The following is an 18,283-nucleotide window of genomic DNA, read 5'->3' as shown; positions in this document are numbered from 1 at the left end:
CAGTCCCACCTGATAGCAGTACCAGTGGATCAAGCCGGGCCATAAGCTCTGCTACGCTGATAAAAAGCCCGGCTTGTGCCGGGTTTTTTTATGGCTTGCGGTAATGCCGCTTCTGAGTGTCTGGCGCACCGCCGGTGCGACACTGTGTCGCATCCCCGCATCCCTGCCAAACCCATAAAATATCCCCGCTTAATAATATAGGGGAAAGGCATTATGCCGATTACTGTGGGGAGCCGGCGCCAGGCAGCAATGCGCGCCGTACAGCGGGGGTTAATGACCGGAGCCACTGTTCTGGCCAGTGCGATTGCGTGGGCGGGGCAGGACTCCATTGAGCAGATTGATGTGGTGGGGTATCCACTGCTGAATCAAAAGCAAACCGGCGACATTACCCGGCTGCTGAGCAGTGAAGGCATTGTTGCCGCCAGCGGCGGAGGCGTCTCGTCCCTGCCCATCATGCGCGGCCTTAACGACGACCGCATCAAGTTGCTGATTAACGGCGCCGAATCCACCTCCGCCTGCGCCAACCACATGAATCCGGCGCTCTCTTACATGGATGGCAGTCGCGTAGCTGCCGTAGAGGTCATAGCCGGCCTGGCCCCGGTGAGTCTCGGCGGTGACAGTATCGCCGGCACCATTGCCGTGGACTCCGAGCCTCCCCGCTACGCGGAACAGCCGGGTGCCTGGAGCAGTGGCGGTGAAGTGGGCCTTTTCTACCGCAGCAATAACCGCAACTATGCGGAATCCCTTTCGGCCTGGCTGGCCACCGCCAACGTCAGCCTCGGCTACAGTGGCTCCAATGACAAGGCAGAGAGCTACCGCGATGGCAATGGTGACACGGTGCTGGACACGCTCTACCGCAGCGAAAATCATGCACTCACGCTGGGTGTCAGGGGAGAGGTTCAGGAGCTGGTACTGCGACTCAGTCACCAGGAGATTCCCTATCAGGGCTTCCCCAACCAGTACATGGATATGGTGGGCAACGTCAGCAACGGCGTAAACCTGCAGTACCGCCACCGTTACGGTTGGGGCACGCTTGAGACCTTGCTGAACTGGCAGGATGTGAAGCATGAGATGGGTTTTTTCACGGATGAAAAACCCGGTGTAATGCCAATGCAGACAGAGGGGCGTGATATCAGTTACAAGCTGCGGGCGGAAGTGCCGGTCAGTGACAGCGTCACCCTGCGCATCGGCAACGAGGGGCATCGCTTTACCCTCGATGACTGGTGGCCGGCCGTCGACGGTTTCATGATGATGGGGCCGAATGATTACGTGAATATCAATGATGGAGAGCGCAGCCGTTACGCCCTCTACGGTGAAGCTGACCTCACATTTACCCCTTCCTGGCAAGCTCGGGCGGGCGTGCGCTATGAGCGGGTTGTGACCGACACCGGTGACGTGCAGCCTTACAACACCATGAACATGGGAATGATGCCCAACGCCGATGCTGCGGCTGCGGTCATATTTAACAGCCGTGATCGCCGGCAGGTGGACGACAACTTCGACGCGACTTTGCTGGGGCGTTACAACTGGTCTCCGGCTACCAGCATCGAATTTGGTTACGCCCGCAAGACCCGCTCCCCCAGTCTCTACGAGCGCTACTCCTGGGGGCGCAACACCATGGCGATGACCATGATCGGCTGGTTTGGTGACGGCAATGGTTATGTCGGCAATATTGACCTGCAACCGGAGATTGCCCATACCGTCAGCACTACCCTTAACTACGAAGGTCAGCAGCCTCGCAGTTGGCAGTTGTCGCTGACCCCCTGGTACACCTATGTGGATGACTACATCGACGCCGACGTGATCGGCACCCTGCACCCGCGACAGACTCCCACCGCCGATCGCGCAGCGCTGCAACTGGTCAACCTGGATGCGGAGCTCTACGGTGCCGAATTTTCTGCCGGCCGGCTTTTGTTCCAGGATGAAGGCATTGGCGCAGTGCGTCTCCTGAGTCGCGGTGCCTACACCCGTGGCAGCCGCAAACGTGACGACAGCGACCTCTACCGCATCATGCCCCTGCACGCCACGGTGGCGCTGGAACATGAGCGTCGCAACTGGAGCAGCAAACTGGAAGTGGAATGGGTCTCTGATAAAGACCGGGTGGATGAGCGTCGGCTGGAAAATACCACCGCCAGCTATACCCTGGTGAACCTCAGTACAGCCTGGCAGTGGCGTCAGTTGAATCTCTCGCTGGCGCTGCGCAACCTGACGGATCGCGATTATGACCTGCCGTTGGGCGGCGTCTATCTTTCCGGCTGGATTGCTGATCGCAGCCAGCCGTTTGTGGCACTGCCCGGGCAGGGGCGTTCGGTGGATGTGGGTTTGCGTTACGAGTTCTGAGTGATGTCCGGACGCGCCTGCAACAGGCCGGGGTAGTTGGACAGTATCTCGGCCAGAGCGGGCCTGCCAACGGGCTTGTAGATGATATCGTCCATGCCGGCCAGCAGGCACTCGGAGCGCACTTCATTCAGGGCATGGGCGGTGAGCGCGACAATGGGCAGCCGGTCGAGATCGTATTTGAGCTCGTAACGGCGCCAGCTGCGGCAGACTTCAAAGCCGTCTATGTCCGGCATTTCACAATCCAGCAGCACCAGGCTGTAGCCGTGGCTGTTGCCGTGCAGCCGCTCCAGCGCTTCGCGACCGCCACAGGCCTCGTCGTGGCTGACGCCAAAGCTCTCCAGCAGTTTGCCCGCCACCATGAGGTTAATCTTGTTGTCATCCACCACCAGCACATGATGGTGGCGGTCGACATGGGCCGCCGGGTTGGTTAATTCACTCCTCTGCGGGGGAGGGATGTCAGTAATGTGCTCCACAATGGTGGTGAGGGTGTCGAGCAGCGGCGCCGGCACATTGATAAAGTGCACGTTCGGGTGCGTCACCTCCTCCTTCCAGGTGGTCTCGGTGAACTGGTAGATCTCCACCGGCTGTGAATCCGGCAGCTGGTTGAGCCAGGGTATGAAGGTGGCATCCGCAGTGGCCAGTGATTCGCTCAGAATCAGGTCGTAATGTGGCTGTTGAGCCTGGTCGGGGTGTTCGGCAACTTCCACCTCTGCGCCCCAGTGTTGCAGCATATTGACGAAGGTCTGGTAGAGCGGTGGCAGGTGAGACACCAGCAGGATGCGGCGGCCGCTGAGGTGGCGCAGGTAGCGATTGATATCCGGGCTGTTGGCGTCGTGCTGCATCCAGACATTGAAACGGAAGGTGGTTCCGCTGCCGGGGGAGCTGTCGAGATGAATCTGCCCGCGCATCTGTTCTACCAGCATTTTGCAGATCGGCAGCCCCAGACCGGTACCGCCGTATTGGGTAGCATCGCCGGCGTCCACCTGGGCAAAGGGTTCAAAGATGCCTTCAATCTTGTCGGCCGGAATGCCGCGGCCATTGTCGCTGACGGTAATACAAAGCTCTACCTGATCGCCCTCACAGGCACCGGGACTGAAGGTAACCACAATGCGTGAGTCCGGCGTGCTGAACTTGATGGCGTTGCTGATCAGGTTGCTGAGTATCTGTTTCAGGCGCAGCTCGTCGCCGATCACGTAGAGCGGGGTCTGGGGCTCTATGGCCACCTGCAGGTAGAGGTTTGCTTCCAGGCAGCGGGGCAGGAAGGCGGTCGCCACTGCGTGGGCGGCCTGGTCGATGCGGAAAGGCTTTTCGGCCAGCAGTATGGAGCTGGTGCCCAGCTTGGAAAAGTCGAGGATGTCATTGACCAGGTCCAGCAAGGTGTGGCCCGCGCTCTGGATCATGCCGGCGTAGCTCTTCACCTTGTGGGTGTCACGGGCGTCCTGCAGCAGGTCCGCCAGGCCAATGACAGCGTTGAGTGGTGTGCGCAGCTCGTGGCTGAAGCGGCTCACCAGGTCAAAGCGGGTGAGGTCGGCGGTAAGACGGGTTTTGGCGTCGATATAGTGTTTGCTGTAGGCCAGCAGGTAATCAATAAACACATAGGCGGCCACCAGGTCGCAGGCAAAATACCAGTAGAGCAGCGAACTGCTCTGCACTTCACCAATGATTCCCTCCAGGCTGCGCCACATTGATATAGCGATAAATACACCCAGGCTGAGGGCCAGTACCTTCTCCTGTTTGCCGTGGCGCCAGGCGTTTTCCAGCAATAACAGAGCGGCAAGAGTGAATCCTGCCATGCTGACCGACAGCCCGGTCAGACCCAGTATCACGTTTTCACGTATGGGAAAGGCAAAATTGACAAAGCCCACCAGCAGTGCAATCCAGCCGCTGGCGTAGAGCAGGCGTCGCAGGGGTTTCCAGCGCTGTGACTCGATGCGGTCGTGTATATAGAGCAGCGCGCCACCGTAGGTAAAGGCGATGGCCAGTGGCAGGATGTAGATAGCCCACCAACTGGTATCCAGCGGAAACTCGAAAAACAGCACCCCTTCGCGAATCATGATATTGCCGAAGGCACCGGCCATAAACAGCAGTGCATAGAGGTAGTGCGGACGATAGTGGTAATAGAGCAGGGTCAGGCAGAAGAGCAGGAAGGTACCCATGGCTCCTGCCAGGCCGGCAGTGCGTGAAATATGCCGGGGAAAGATGCGGGACAGGTAGTCCTCTTCCAGATAGAGCTTGTTGTAGCGCAGTAGTGAGGCACTGGCGACGATGCTGCCACGAATCAGCAGCTGATAATCGCCCGGCTGGTTAATGGGCAGGCGCGCCAGGCCGTAGGTTTTGGTGCCGCTCTTCCCATCCTCCTCTTCGGCTCCCAGCTCCTTCCAGTAGATAACCTTGTCGCCCGCGATTATCCCCACGGTAGTGCGGGGAATGAACGCCGATTGGGTCACCAGTAAAGGTTGTTGGCTGCCCTCATAGGTCACTCGCAGGTTGATGCGGAAGAAATTGGTGTCGTACTGGGAGGTGTGAGGTTTCTGGTTCAGGGGTAACCAGTGAAAATCGTCCGGACGCGCGGCCAGATCCTCGGGGGAGGGCAGCTGCCGGCTGTCCAGCTCTTGCCACTGGCTCAGTTGCAGAAGGGTTTCGTTGCCGTCGAACTCTACCTGAATGGAATCCTGGCAGAGGGCGGCCAGCGGCCAGAACAACAGCAATAGGAGCGCTCTCATCGTTAAGATTGGCCGCCTTTTGTTATTAGATGTCGTTCATTTCAGCATAGCAGCGGCCACAAGAAAAGCGGCTGTGAAGATACACAAGCCTGCCACCGGGGTAGTCCCCGGCGGCGGCTGCGCGGGGGTCAGAGCAGTGGGGGGATGGGGCAGTGCAGGCAATCTGCCACCGCGCGGAACAACTCATATTCCTGCGGTGCTATCTGACCATCGTGGCGGATGCAGGTGAGCATGGCCTTCAGCAGGGTGGGCTTTTGCAGCGGATGCAATTGCTGCAGCTGCTGTATGGCGCTGTCGAGCATGGGCAGGGAGAGTTGCCCGTCCCCCAGCAGCGGCAGATTGGCAAAGCCCAGTTCCGCCATGGCCTGCCGATAGGCGCCGAGGCCGGCGGCTTCCGTGTCGTGGCCTGCAGTAGCCAGTGTGCTCAGCAGCTGCTGGCAGGGCACCGCCAGGTGTCGCAGTTTGACCGTGCCATCCGTGGCGGCGGAGCGAGGCTGAAGGGCGTTCATCAGCAGCCGGTAGAGGGCCCACTCGAACACATCTACCCGGGAGTCAGTTTTGATCAGCGCAATGACATTGTCGCGGAACACCTGGTACTGGGTGGGGGAGAGCTGTTTCAGTGCCGGCATGGCCAGCTCCACCAGCGGCAGGCGCTGTTGTTGTGGCAGTGAGGTGACCGAGGTGTGCAGCTCCCGGGCCAGCTTGAATACCGCCGGGTGTGCCCGCTCCTGCAGTCGCTGCCATTGGGCCTGCTGGTGTTCAGGCTGTATCAGCAGGTTGTAAATCAGGGCGCGGGCGGCAAACGGTTCCCGTGCGGCCTGCTGCAGGTTGAGCGGAATGGCCGCGATCAGTTGGGCGGCATGGGCGAGGTGTTCCGGTGTGGGTTGTCCCATATGTTGCAGGGACGCGTCGGTGGCGGCAGTTGTGATGGTTGCTGCCGCTGCGGGGGCCATGGCGGCTACCGGGGCGCCCTTGTGGTCGGCCATGGAGGGCACGGTACCCCGGGTGCTGCGCTGGATGAGCGGGAAGCGACCGTTCCACTCGGGGGTGACGCGGCGGATGCGCTCCTCCAGTGGCGGGTGTGTGGCCAGCCAGCCGCCAAAGGCGGTGCTGAGGCCGTCACCAAAGAACATGTGGCTGAACTCTTCGGCGTTGGCGCGATGGATCAGGGCGCCCTGGCTGTAGCCTCCAATCTTTTGCAGCGCGCCGCTGATACCCGGCGGGTTGCGCGTGTACTGTACCGCAGAGGCATCGGCGAGAAATTCCCGCTGGCGACTGACAGCGGATTTGATCAGCTTGCCAAAGAAGGTACCGCAATAGCCGATCACCACCAGCCCCAAGCCCAGCATGACGATGCCGCCGTTATCACGGTTGTTGCGGCGATTGTAGCCGCTGGAATAGAAGCCGCCGCGCATCAGCATGGAGCCGATCAGGCCGATCACCAGAATGCCGTGCAGGACGCCGATAAGACGCAGGTTGATGCGCATGTCGCCATGCAGGATATGGCTGAATTCGTGGGCGATAACCCCTTGCAGCTCGTCCCGGCTCAGCAGCTCCATACAGCCGCGGGTCACGCCAATAACGGCATCGTCGATGCTGTCACCGGCGGCAAAGGCGTTGATGCCGGACTCTTCCAGCAGGTAGACCGGCGGTACCGGCGTGCCGGAGGCAATGGCCATCTCCTCCACCACGTTGAGCAGCTGGCGCTCCGAGGGCTCCTCACTGGAGGGCTGCAGGCGTCGACCGCCAAGACTGGCGGCCACCCGCTCGCCGCCACCGGAGAGTTGTATCCACTTGTAGAGACTGCCCATAGCGACCACGGTCAGCACCACCGCCGCCACACTGAGTGCCAGTTTGGTGTTGAGCAATTGCCATAACAGGGGGCCCCCGGAACTGATGTGGGAGCCCGCCTGACCGGTGTAGGCGTCGCTGAACCACAGCAGCACGGCGACAAACAGTGTGGTGATGGTAATCAGGCTGATCACCGCCAGGGCGAACAGCAACAGTAACCGGCGGGTGTACCTGCGGGCCTGGTCCTGGTGTTCAAAAAAATTCATGGGGAGGTCACGGCAGCGGCGATTGGGCGGGGCGGGCCGGCAGGCCCGCGTTCAGGGAGATCAGAAAGAGATCTTGGGGGCGTCCTGCAGCTGTGCCGAGTCCTCAAATTGCAGCAGGCCGGCGTCCTTGCGGTGACCGAAGAAACCGGCAAAGAAGACTGGTGGGAAGCTCTGCTTGTAGCTGTTGTAGGCGGTAACCGAGTCGTTAAAGGCCTGGCGGGCAAAGGCCACCTTGTTCTCGGTGCTGGTGAGCTCTTCGGACACCTGCATCATGTTCTGGTTGGCCTTCAGGTCAGGGTAGGCTTCCATCACCACATTGAGTCGTCCAAGGGCTCCTGCCAGGGCCCCTTCGGCTCCGCCCAGGGTGGCCATGGCGCCACTGTCGCCGGGTGAACTGGCGGCGGCTTGCAGGCCGGCCATGGCGCTGTTACGCGCGGCAATCACCGCTTCCAGGGTCTCGCTCTCGTGTTTCAGGTAACCCTTGGCGGTTTCCACCAGGTTGGGAATCAGGTCGTAGCGGCGTTTGAGCTGCACCTCGATCTGCGCAAAGGCGTTCTCATAGCGGTTTTTCAGGGCCACCAGCTGATTGAAGATGCCGATGATGTAGAGCAGCGCTCCCGCCAGCAGCACCAGGAAAATGATGGAGGAAATAGACATGTTGATTCCTTAACGGCAGTTCCAATGACTGTGCTCCTGACCCGCTCGCCGGGCGCCGGAGGCGCGCCCATACTGGCATTCAGATCTTCCTCTTGTAAAGCCGCAATCAGGCCCCCGAACAAGGCCGGGAGCGGGCAGGGTTTCGCCAGAGGCGGCGGCGCCTTATAATCGACGGGTTGAGTGAATCAAATAAAAGAGAGTTCTGTCATGTCTGATCCAGTAGTAATCGTAGGGATTTCCCGTACCCCGATGGGTGGTATGCAGGGTATGTTTGCCGGCCTGTCCTCCATTGAGCTTGGCGCCAAAGCCATCGAAGGCGCGCTGGCTGATGCGGGTGTCGCGGCTGATGATGTAGATGAAGTGCTGATGGGCTGCGTACTGCCTGCCGGCCTGGGTCAGGCCCCGGCACGCCAGGCGGCACTGAAGGCTGGTGTCCCTGTTCACGCTCCCTGTACCACTGTGAACAAGGTGTGTGGCTCCGGTATGAAGACCGTGATGATGGCCCACGACGCCATTCTCACCGGCAGTGCCAGCATCGTTGTTGCCGGCGGCATGGAGAGCATGACCAACGCCCCTTACCTGGTTCCCCAGGGCCGCAGCGGCTACCGTTTTGGCCACGCCCAAATCTGGGACCACATGCTCTACGACGGCCTGCAGGATCCCTACAGCGGCAACCCCATGGGCCTGTTCGGCGAGCTGTGTGCCGACCACTTCGGTTTCACCCGTGAAGACCAGGATGAGTTCGCCATCGGCTCCCTCAACCGTGCCAACGACGCCATTGCAGCCGGCAAGTTCAAGCGTGAAATTACCCCGGTTACCGTCACCTCCCGCAAGGGTGAGGCTGTCATCGACACCGACGAGCAGCCAGGCAACGCCAAAATCGACAAGATTCCAACCCTGAAGCCCGCTTTCAAGAAAGACGGTACTGTCACCCCGGCCAACGCCAGTTCCATCTCTGACGGTGCTGCCGCTCTGGTGCTGATGCGCAAATCCGAAGCCGAGAAGCGCGGCCTCAAGGTACTGGCCACCATCAAGGGTCACTCCCAGTTTGCGCAGGAGCCAGCCTGGTTTACCACCGCACCTGTGGGTGCCTTTACCAAGCTCTACGACCGTCTGGGCTGGACCTCCGACAGCGTCGACCTGTACGAAGTGAACGAGGCTTTCGCAGTAGTACCTATGGCTGCCATGAAAGAGCTGAACATCCCTCGTGACAAGATGAACGTCCACGGCGGTGCCTGTGCCCTGGGTCACCCGCTGGGTGCTTCCGGTGCCCGTATCCTGGTGACCCTGCTGGCCGCTCTGGAAACCTACGACCTGAAGACCGGTATGGCCGGTATCTGTCTGGCCGGTGGTGAAGCGACCGCTGTGGCCATCGAGCGATAAGACTTCAGGACGCTGGCGCTACAGGATTCAGATTTCAGGACGCTTCGCTACAGGTCGCAGGGATCCCCTTCTGTAGCGTAGCGTTCTGTAGCGCAGCGTCCTTCCCCAATTTTCTCTCCTCTTTCTACCTGTAGCGAAGCGTCCTGTAACGCAGTGTCCTCGCCCCTGTAGCGCAGCGTGCTCAGCTTTTCCCCCTCCTTGAAGCCATTCCCCCAATTTTGGTATAAGCTGCCTTTCAATAACGAACACGGCCCCTGTGCCATAGTCACAGACACCAGCGCCGCTCTAACAGGCACCAATCAGGACGTTTTATGACCACCGAGGTACTGCCCCCGGATTCCGACGAAGTAATTTCCCTAAAAGCCTATGCCGAGAAGGCCTACCTGGATTACTCCATGTACGTCATTCTCGACCGCGCCCTGCCCAATATCGGCGACGGCCTGAAGCCGGTGCAGCGCCGCATTGTCTACGCCATGAGCGAGCTGGGGCTGAAAGCCAGCGCCAAGTTCAAGAAGTCCGCCCGTACCGTCGGTGACGTGATCGGTAAGTTCCACCCGCACGGTGACTCCGCCGCCTATGAGGCGATGGTGTTGATGGCGCAGCCGTTCTCCTACCGCTATCCATTGGTGGACGGTCAGGGTAACTGGGGGTCGCCGGACGATCCCAAGTCCTTCGCCGCCATGCGTTACACCGAGTCGCGCCTGACCCGCTACAGTGAAACCCTGCTGTCAGAGCTGGGGCAGGGCACGGTCAACTGGACCCCCAATTTCGATGGCACCATGGACGAGCCTGCTGTGCTGCCGGCACGGGTGCCCAATGTGCTGCTTAATGGCACCACCGGTATTGCCGTGGGTATGGCTACCGATATTCCGCCCCACAACCTGCGTGAGGTGGTGAGCGCCACCATACACCTGCTGGAAAACCCGGATGCGACAGTCGAGGACCTGGTGCAGTTTGTACCCGGCCCCGACATGCCCACCGACGCGGAGATCATTACTCCCCGCGAAGAAATGCTGAAGATGTACCAGAGCGGTCGCGGCAGTGTGCGCATGCGTGCTGTGTGGACCAAAGAGCAGGGCGATGTGGTAGTGACGGCGCTGCCGCATCAGGTGAGTGGCGCCAAGGTGCTGGAGCAGATCGCCGCCCAGATGCAGGCCAAGAAGCTGCCCATGGTGGCCGACCTGCGCGACGAGTCGGACCACGAAAACCCCACCCGCCTGGTGATTGTGCCGCGCTCCAACCGCATTGACCTGGAGGCGATGATGAACCATCTGTTCGCCACCACCGACCTGGAGCGCACCTACCGCGTCAACCTCAACATGATCGGTATCGACGGCCTGCCGCAGGTGAAGTCGCTGGACAAGATCCTGCGCGAGTGGCTCAGCTTCCGCACAGTGACCGTGCGTCGTCGTCTACAGCACCGCCTCTCCAAGGTGGAGGAGCGCCTGGAGCGTTTGGCAGCGTTGATGATCGTGTTCCTCAATGTGGATGAGGTGATCCGTATCATTCGCAATGAGGATCACCCCAAGCCTGTGTTGATGGAGCGCTTTAACCTCAACGAGGCACAGGCCGAATACATCCTCGATACCAAGTTGCGCCAGTTGGCGCGCCTGGAGGAGATGAAGATCAAGGAGGAGCAGGAGGCGCTGGAGAAGGAGCGTGAGAACCTCATGCAGACGCTGGACTCTGCCCGTCGCCTGAAAACCCTGGTGCGCAAGGAGCTGCTGGAAGCGGCAGAAGAGTTTGGCGATGATCGCCGCTCGCCCATCGTCTCCCGGGCCGAAGCCCAGGCCTTCAGCGAGACCGACCTGCTGGGCTCCGACCCGGTAACCGTGGTGATCTCCGACAAGAGCTGGATCCGCGCCGCCAAGGGCCACGACATTGATCCCGCGGCTCTCAGTTACAAATCCGGTGACAAGTTCAAGCTGGCGGTGCAGGGCAAGAGCAACCAGCAGGTAATCCTGCTGGACTCCACCGGCCGCAGTTACTCCCTGCCGGCACACACACTGCCTTCGGCGCGGGGCCAGGGCGAGCCTATCAGTGGTCGTCTCAACCCGCCCAGTGGTGCCAGTTTCGAGGGTGCACTGATGGGGCCGGATGAGCAGAAGCTACTGCTGGCCTCCGACGCCGGCTACGGCTTTATCGGCAAGCTGGGTGATATGCAGGCCAAGAACAAGGCGGGTAAAGCGTTGCTGACCCTGCCCACCAGCGCCAAAGTCATGCAACCCAAGGTGCTGCAGGGACAGGACTCGGATCTGCTGGCCGCCATCAGTAACGAGGGGCGCCTGCTGGTGTTCCCGGTGGCGGAACTGCCGGAGCTGGCCCGCGGCAAGGGCAACAAGATTATGAATATTCCATCCGCACGCTCACAGGCGCGGGAGGAGTATCTGGTGGCACTGGAGGTGGTTGCACCCGGTGAAGAGTTGGTGATCTTCTCCGGTAAACGCCACCTGACTCTCAAGGGCAGCGATCTCGACCACTACCGCGGTGAACGCGGTCGCCGCGGCAATAAATTGCCGCGGGGATTCCAGAAGGTCGACGGCGCCGAAGTAAAAAGGTAATCCCATGACAATCGCATCCCGTTCCCTGCACAGATTATTGGTCTCCCTGATAACCCTGCTGCTGGGGGCGGGATGGCTGCCGGCCCGGGCCGCGGTGGTGTTGCAGTACCACCACGTCAGTGAGTCGTCGCCGGCCTCCACCTCGGTCACGCCGCAGCTGTTTCGCCAACACATGGACTACCTGCAGCAGAAGGGTTTCGAGGTAGTGCCGTTACTCCAGCTGGTACAGGAGGTGCGCGACGGTCAGCAGGAGCCGCTCAGCGCCAAGCGGGTTGCCATCACCTTCGACGATGCCTATAGCAGTGTCTACACCGAAGCCTACCCGCTGCTGAAAGAGCGCGGCTGGCCTTTCACCGTCTTCGTTAACTCCGAGCCTCTCGACAGTCACTTGCGCGGATTCGTCAGCTGGGATCAGTTGCGGGAGATGGCGGCCAACGGTGCCACCCTGGCCAATCACAGTCACAGCCATATGCATTTCAGTCGTATTCCTGCCGGCAGCAGTCGTGACGAATTGTTGCAGCAGGTACGGGGCGATGTGGAGAAGGCTCAGGCGCGGCTGAAGGCGGAGCTGGGCGACGTGCCGAAGCTGCTGGCTTATCCTTTTGGGGAGCACGATCAGCAGGTGATGGAGATGCTGGCAGGGATGGGCTATGTCGCCTTCGGTCAGCAGTCCGGTGCCCTGGGGCCGAGCGAGTCCCTGCAGGCTCTGCCGCGCTTTCCTTTCGGTGGTAATTACGGCGATATCAGTGATTTTGCGGTGAAGGTAAAGAGCCGGCCACTGCCGGTAACGGCGGTACGCCTGGCAGAGAGTGATGACCGCTTGCCGCAACTGTCTGCGGACAACCGTAAGCCCCGCGTGCAGCTGCAGCTGGCGCAAGCCATGCCGCTGAACTGTTTTGCCAGTGGTCAGGGGGCGGTGGAGGTGAAGCCGCTGTCTTCAGCGGAAGAGAGCTGGTTTGAGGTTTCCTTGAAGAGCCCCCTGGGTGCCGGGCGCAATCGTATCAACTGCACGTCACCCGGCCCTGAAGGTCGCTTCTACTGGTTTTCGCAACCGCTGTACATTCCGGCGGCCGATGGCAGCTGGCCGGCGGAATAATACGGCGGATTTGCGCCATTACGGCTGGCGCGTCTGCAGCGTGCCGACGCAGCCGCCATCCACCAGCAGGTCACAACCACTGATGTAGGACGCATCGGGGGATACCAGAAACAGTGCGGCTGCCGCGATCTCCCGCGGTTGGCCCTCCCGTCCCAGCGATACCAGTCCCAGTCTTCCCAGATGGCCTTGGGGATCACCTTCGGCTTCCAGTTGCCCCATGGGGGTGTCGATTAACCCCGGTGACAGGGAGACCAGTCGCTTGCCCTCCTTACCCCAGGCCATAGCGGTACCTTTGACCCAGGTGGTCAGGGCGCGTTTGGCGTAGGCGTAACCCAGTCCGGGAATGTTCAGCACCTGGCTTTGCTGTTCCTCCAATTGCTGCAGAAGTAACGGGTTGAGCGGCTGGCCCAGCAACTGCTCCAGTGATGGATTGGGTGGCACCATGTGACCGCTCATGGAGGATATGGCCAGGGCGCAGCCTCCGGGGAGCAGGATGGGGCGCAGCTGTTCCAGCAGGTCGACCGCAGCGATCAGGTCCACCTGCACCACCTTTTGCCAGTCTGCCATCCGCGGCGACAGTCCGGCGGTGTGAATGATGGCGTCCAGCTCGGTTGAGCCCAGTTCCGCCGCGAAGCGCCGGATGGCATCGGCGTCCGCCAGATCCAGTGGCAGGCATCGGGTTGTGGCGCCGCGGGCGACACACTCCTTTGCCAGCTGCGCCAGCTTGTCACTGTGCAGGTCCGAGAGAATCAGGTCGTAGCCCTTGCCGGCGGCAAGCAGGGCGCAGGCGCGCCCCATGCCGCCACTGGCGCCGGTCACAAGCAGCGTGGGCTTCTTATTGTTATCTGCCATGCTGCGTGCTCCTTAAAAAATCAGCGCCAGGGAGGGAACGGTGATGATGTCCCAGTCGATGATCACTTCCCGTTTGAACAGCTTGAACTCACCTTCCACCTTTTTCAGTACATCCTTACGGCCGCCACTGTAGGTGTGGTTGTCCTTGCCTTCGTGGCTGTAGTACATGAAAAAGTTGGAGCGCACGTGGTACTCGTCGTCGTTCACACTTTCCAACTCCACATTGGTGATGGAGCGGCGGGTGCGGGGTGCCGGACTTTCAGCCCAGGCGGTGGATTTGTAGGGGCGGAAGGTGCGTACAAAGGTTTGCAGGTAACCGTCCTGGCGCAGGGGTGAACCCTTGCCTCCGTCGGCGCGATCCAGTTCCCGCTCTACGGACAGGTAGGCCTCGGTGTCCTGCGCCTTGGGATCCGGGTGCGGAATGTGACGCGCCGGCATGGAGTACTCGATGGACTGGTCCACAATGGCCAGCCACTGCTGGAAGCAGCGCTCGTCCAGCAGGCGGGCTTCGCGGTAGTAAAACTGCTCGATGTCGCTGATCAGTTGGTAGTCGTGACTCATGATTATTGCTCCTCGCCAAACATGTCGCTGCGCCAGCGATCGTAGAAACTGCGGGCGTAGTGTTCGTTGTAACAGCGGCCGATAGTGCCGGGCAGTTCCGGGTGTAAGGACTCCTCACCGACGCCAAGGCCGTAATAGTAGGGACGGTCGTTCAGGTAGCTGATAGCGGAGCCCTGGTACTGGCGGCTCCAGGCGTAGGAGTCCTCCTGTTCCAGCATACCGGCGGGGCCAAAGGGGAAGTTGTACTTGCCGCGCAGCATGGCCTTGATGTGATCCGGCGCTTCAATGGGGGAGAGCCACCAGGACCAGTATTCGATCTGGCCGGGAGCACGGGGATGGCTGACGCGCAGGGTGGACTGGCCCCACAGCAGCGACAGGTTGGGGTAGACCCCCAGCGCCATGCCCTTGATACGCGCCTGTACCGGCGACAGACGGTCGGCCATGGTCTTCTGTACTTCGGTGAGAAACTCCTTCAGCTCTGGTGGGCTGCTGGGGTCGTCGTTGCACAGGTCTTCCGCTTTGGTATCTGCGGGCATCAGGCGCAGGGCCGAGGCGTGGCCGGGACGGGGCACCGCCGTGACGGCGTAATCCTCAATCTCCACAGCCTGTTCTGACTGCGGGGACACCAGCGAGCCGTGCAGGTAAGGGGCGTGACCGATATCGCCGAGCATGTTTTCCACCGGCAGTTTCCAGTTGCAGTCCAGCTGCCACTTGTGTGCCGGCCCCACCACTTCCAGGCCGCCGGGGAAGCGATCGAAAAACGCTTCCATGTAAAAACGCATATCGCCCAGGTAGTCCGCCAGCGGCTCGATGTCGGCATTGAGGGAGCCAAAAATCAGGCCGAACATACTTTCCAGGCGCGGCACCTGCTTCAGGCCCAGATTGGACTTGTCCACCGCGTGGCCAATTTTCTTCTCCTGCGGAATGCCCACCAGCTCGCCGGTCACCTTGAAGGTCCAGGTGTGGTAGGGACAGACAAAGCGCGCGGTATTACCGCTGTCGGAGCGGCACACTTTCAGGCCGCGGTGCGGGCAGCTGTTGATGCTGGCAGTGATCTTGCCGTCGCCACCCCTGGCCACAATGATGGGCACTTCACCGATATAGGCGGTGACGAAATCGCCGGGGTTTTTCAGCTGGCTTTCGTGGGCCAGGTAACACCAGTTGCGATTGAAGATGCGCTGCTGCTCGCGGCGATAGAGCGCTTCGCTGGTGAAGACCTCGCGGCTCACTTCACTGCAGTCAGCGCTGAGGAGATCTTCTGCACGCAGAAGACCGGTTTGGCTGAGGGAGAGTGGTTCGTTCATGTTGCTGTTCTCGTTAGGTGAATTCAGGTTTTGGTGATCGCAGCTTGCAGGGCTGACGCTTCCGAGTCCGTATGCCAGGACTCGATGATGGAGCGGATCTTTCTCAGGTCGCGACTCAGCTGCAGGCATTTCATCTGGTCCTGCTCGCTGAAGAGGGTGTTAACCGTCGCCAGCATGGCCCTGCCGGTGTTCTCATGCAGTACCTTGCCGGTATCGGTCGCTTCCAGCAGGGCGGCGGTTTTGTGGTCCGGATTGGGGAGCTTGCGCAACAGACCCAGGTCCACCAGCTGATTGGCAATGCGCTGGATCACCTGCCGGGAGTGGCCCAGGTTTCGGCCCACCTGTGGCGCCGTCAGGGGATGACCGGCTTCTATAATGGCGAGCAGTACCAACCCCTCCAGCCGGCTCAGCGCTGGGCCTCCGAGGGTGACCGAGAGAATCTCCTGGGCGCTGTCCCGCAGGTGGATGGCTTCTTCGATCAGCATTACCAAAGGGTTTTCTGTGACATGCATAAGCAGTGCTTCTTTGAGTAAAAGTGTCTGGTGACTGGCGTTCTGGCGCAGGGGTCCGGTGATTGGAATCCTGGCGACACCGACAAATTCGGAACTCGTGTTCCGTTTTGGTATTTATGTTACAAAATGGAATATTTGGTCAAGATTTACTTCGTATCAGGGAGTGTAAATGCAAATTACATTGCTTAAATTTGTAATTTATTAGGTGGTTTCGTTTGGTTTGTTGGCTGGCCTCAGCTCAGGTGACGCTTTTAGTCGGCAGGCGCCCAGAGGGTCAGAAGGTGTGATGGGGTGGTGCCTGTCCAGCGTTTGAAGGAGCGGCGCAGGCCGGCGCTGTCGTGGAAGCCCAGTTCGCGGGCGACAGCGTCGGTGGAGAGGCGGCGGCTGTGGAACAGGTAGAGGGCCCGGTGCAGGCGCACCAGGTCCAGCTGCTGCTGGAAGTGGGTGCCGTGCTTTTTCAGGTGACGCTTGAGGGTGGCTGGGCTCAGCCCCATGTTCTGGGCCAGCCCCTCCAGCTGCAGCGGCCTGCCCTGATCCGGGCTGCTGAGGGCCTCCATGATCAGGCGGTAGACGGTTTCCAGCAGTGAGTGACAGGCGGGCAGCTGCTGCAGCTGTTGCTGCGCCTGTTGTCTGGCCAGCCGGGCGGTAATGCCGCTGTCCTGCCAGTTGTTGAAGAGCTGCTGGCGCGGGATGCGCAGCAGGTTACAGGGCTGGTCGAACTGCAGCTGTTCGCCGATGTGAACCCAGTACTGTTCAATGTGGGCGGGTTTGCTGTGGCGAAAACTCACTTCCCAGGGCAGGTGCTGCCCCTGCTGGCGGCGGCTGAAGGCGATGATGGCCACGGTGTACATCTCCACCAGTGTCGACTCCAGCTTGCCGGCGCCGCAACTGTCGAGCCAATAGAGGTAGCCGTAGTGCTCGTCCATGCAGAACTTGGGTGTCAGCAGCGGTGTCAGCAGTGGTTGCAGTTCCGTCAGCAGTTCCAGTGCGCCATAGAGGTTGGGAGCCAGCGCCAGCGCCTGGCTGGTGCTGCCGTGGTGACCTGGCAGCAGGCGCTGCCCCAGCAGGAAGGGGGTGTCGTCGCTGCGCAGCAGTTGCAGGGCATTGTCCAGCAGGCGCTGGAGTTGTTCCGGGGTGACGGCGGGGTTGTGCTGCAGGACGTCGTCGAGAAACAGGCGCGTGCCCCGCAACAGGCGGTGGCAATCCAGTTGTTGTTGCAGGCAGAAGTCGAGCACCAGCAGGGGCAGGCCCTGGGCGGGCAGCAGACGGGTGTCGCGGCTGTACCACTGCATGACCGGGTTACCGCTCAGGCGCGCAGGGCGAGGGGTTGCCTGACCCGGCACAGGGCCAGTTGCAGGCGCTCCAGTAACTGCTCCGGGGTCTCGCTGCCGGCCATCACCACGGCGACACTGACTTGCAGCCGGATACGTTCTCCCTGCTCGCTGCTGCGATAGGCGAAGCTGCTGACGGCCTGCTGCAGTTCTGTGGCAATGTTGCTGGCCACCGCTTCGCCGGTGTGGGGCAGGAGTATGACAAAGCGATCGCCGGCCAGGCGGCAGAGCAGGTCCTGCGGGCGCAGGTTCAACAGCAGCAGCTGGCTCAGCGCCTGCAACACCCGGTCGCCTTCGCTGTGGCCATAGTGTTGATTGACCGCGTCAAAGTCATCCACATCAAGGGCGATCAGGGAGGTAGGCTTTTGCTCGTTGGCCTGCAGGGTAAGATCGATCTGCCGGCGCAGGTACTGCGCCCCGGACAGGGGCGTCACACGATCAAAATAGCGGTGCTCGCGAAACAGTCGTTCCCGTTTCTGCAATTGCGCGCTGATGGCCAGCTGTTCGTGGTGCCAGTGATAGAGACCGTAGGTCAGCAGCAACAGTCCGCAGGACATGGGCACCGACTCCAGCCAGTGATCCCAGTGGATGGCGGGCGGCAGTTGAATAAATTCGTCCAGGGTATCCACCCACCAGGCCAGAAACATCAGCCCCAGCCCCAGAGTCAGCAGGGTGGTGATACGACCCGCCGGACGACTGTTGAGGATCAGGCACAGCCACAGCAGTGTCAGTACGGCCGAACCACCTTCACCGCTGATGTCAGCCCAGGACCACTGTTGCAGGCTCTTCAAATCCCCGGCTCCCAGGTAGAGCAGCAGCAGGGCGTTGGCGAGCGCCAGCAGGGCGAGCAGTTTGGCGGTGTGGAGACGGAAAAAACTGGGCATGGCAGTGCGGTTTCGGTTGGGT

13 protein-coding genes are annotated in these 18,283 nt (G+C 60.8%); 4 read left to right on the top strand and 9 right to left on the bottom strand.

The window, feature by feature from the left end:
• The first annotated feature begins 213 nt into the window (after positions 1-213).
• Complete coding sequence (locus tag GSF27_RS07130; RefSeq protein WP_160967099.1) at positions 214-2,340, top strand: TonB-dependent receptor; 2,127 nt, start codon at positions 214-216, stop codon at positions 2,338-2,340.
• Here the strand turns inward: GSF27_RS07130 and GSF27_RS07125 are convergent.
• The 3 genes from GSF27_RS07125 to GSF27_RS07115 form a co-directional block, all read right to left on the bottom strand.
• On the bottom strand, positions 2,328-5,063 hold the full coding sequence (locus tag GSF27_RS07125; RefSeq protein ID WP_160967097.1) for an ATP-binding protein: 2,736 nt from the start codon (positions 5,061-5,063) through the stop codon (positions 2,328-2,330). The two genes, GSF27_RS07130 and GSF27_RS07125, sit on opposite strands and share 13 nt — an antisense overlap.
• A gap of 128 nt (positions 5,064-5,191) precedes the next feature.
• Positions 5,192-7,120 carry a M48 family metallopeptidase gene (locus GSF27_RS07120; RefSeq protein ID WP_160967095.1) on the bottom strand — a complete coding sequence of 643 codons (1,929 nt, stop codon included), beginning with the start codon at positions 7,118-7,120 and terminating at the stop codon, positions 5,192-5,194.
• Between the two features lie 60 nt (positions 7,121-7,180).
• Positions 7,181-7,777 (bottom strand): LemA family protein, encoded by a 597-nt coding sequence (locus GSF27_RS07115; protein WP_160967093.1) that lies wholly within the window; start codon positions 7,775-7,777, stop codon positions 7,181-7,183.
• A gap of 207 nt (positions 7,778-7,984) precedes the next feature.
• On the opposite strand from GSF27_RS07115, the gene GSF27_RS07110 reads away from it, so the two are divergent.
• From GSF27_RS07110 to GSF27_RS07100, 3 genes are all read left to right on the top strand, one after another.
• Positions 7,985-9,160, top strand: coding sequence for an acetyl-CoA C-acyltransferase (locus GSF27_RS07110; protein ID WP_160967090.1), 1,176 nt, complete (start codon positions 7,985-7,987; stop codon positions 9,158-9,160).
• 311 nt (positions 9,161-9,471) lie between these two features.
• Positions 9,472-11,721, top strand: a complete 2,250-nt coding sequence (gene parC, locus GSF27_RS07105) for a DNA topoisomerase IV subunit A (RefSeq protein WP_160967088.1) — start codon at positions 9,472-9,474, stop codon at positions 11,719-11,721.
• A gap of 4 nt (positions 11,722-11,725) precedes the next feature.
• The gene (locus GSF27_RS07100) at positions 11,726-12,817 is read left to right on the top strand and encodes a polysaccharide deacetylase family protein (protein ID WP_160967086.1); all 1,092 of its coding nucleotides are present in this window, start codon (positions 11,726-11,728) and stop codon (positions 12,815-12,817) included.
• An 18-nt stretch (positions 12,818-12,835) separates the two neighbouring features.
• On the opposite strand, the gene GSF27_RS07095 is transcribed toward GSF27_RS07100, so the two are convergent.
• The 6 genes from GSF27_RS07095 to GSF27_RS07070 form a co-directional block, all read right to left on the bottom strand.
• Positions 12,836-13,669, bottom strand: coding sequence for an SDR family oxidoreductase (locus GSF27_RS07095; RefSeq protein ID WP_160967084.1), 834 nt, complete (start codon positions 13,667-13,669; stop codon positions 12,836-12,838).
• A gap of 12 nt (positions 13,670-13,681) precedes the next feature.
• Positions 13,682-14,230, bottom strand: coding sequence for an aromatic-ring-hydroxylating dioxygenase subunit beta (locus tag GSF27_RS07090; protein ID WP_160967082.1), 549 nt, complete (start codon positions 14,228-14,230; stop codon positions 13,682-13,684).
• A gap of 2 nt (positions 14,231-14,232) precedes the next feature.
• A complete protein-coding gene (locus GSF27_RS07085) occupies positions 14,233-15,534 on the bottom strand; it encodes a Rieske 2Fe-2S domain-containing protein (RefSeq protein ID WP_160967080.1) in 1,302 nt (433 codons plus the stop codon).
• A gap of 23 nt (positions 15,535-15,557) precedes the next feature.
• The gene (locus GSF27_RS07080) at positions 15,558-16,046 is read right to left on the bottom strand and encodes a helix-turn-helix domain-containing protein (RefSeq protein WP_160967078.1); all 489 of its coding nucleotides are present in this window, start codon (positions 16,044-16,046) and stop codon (positions 15,558-15,560) included.
• 251 nt (positions 16,047-16,297) lie between these two features.
• Positions 16,298-17,338, bottom strand: coding sequence for an AraC family transcriptional regulator (locus tag GSF27_RS07075; RefSeq protein ID WP_160967076.1), 1,041 nt, complete (start codon positions 17,336-17,338; stop codon positions 16,298-16,300).
• Positions 17,339-17,352: 14 nt separating this feature from the next.
• The gene (locus tag GSF27_RS07070) at positions 17,353-18,261 is read right to left on the bottom strand and encodes a GGDEF domain-containing protein (RefSeq protein ID WP_160967074.1); all 909 of its coding nucleotides are present in this window, start codon (positions 18,259-18,261) and stop codon (positions 17,353-17,355) included.
• Positions 18,262-18,283 lie beyond the last annotated feature (22 nt).

This window comes from Pseudomaricurvus sp. HS19 (assembly GCF_009857815.1).
Taxonomy (GTDB): Bacteria; Pseudomonadota; Gammaproteobacteria; order Pseudomonadales; family Cellvibrionaceae; genus Pseudomaricurvus.
The sequence above is the reverse complement of the archived record's forward strand: the minus strand, read 5'-3'. Positions and strand labels throughout refer to the sequence as shown.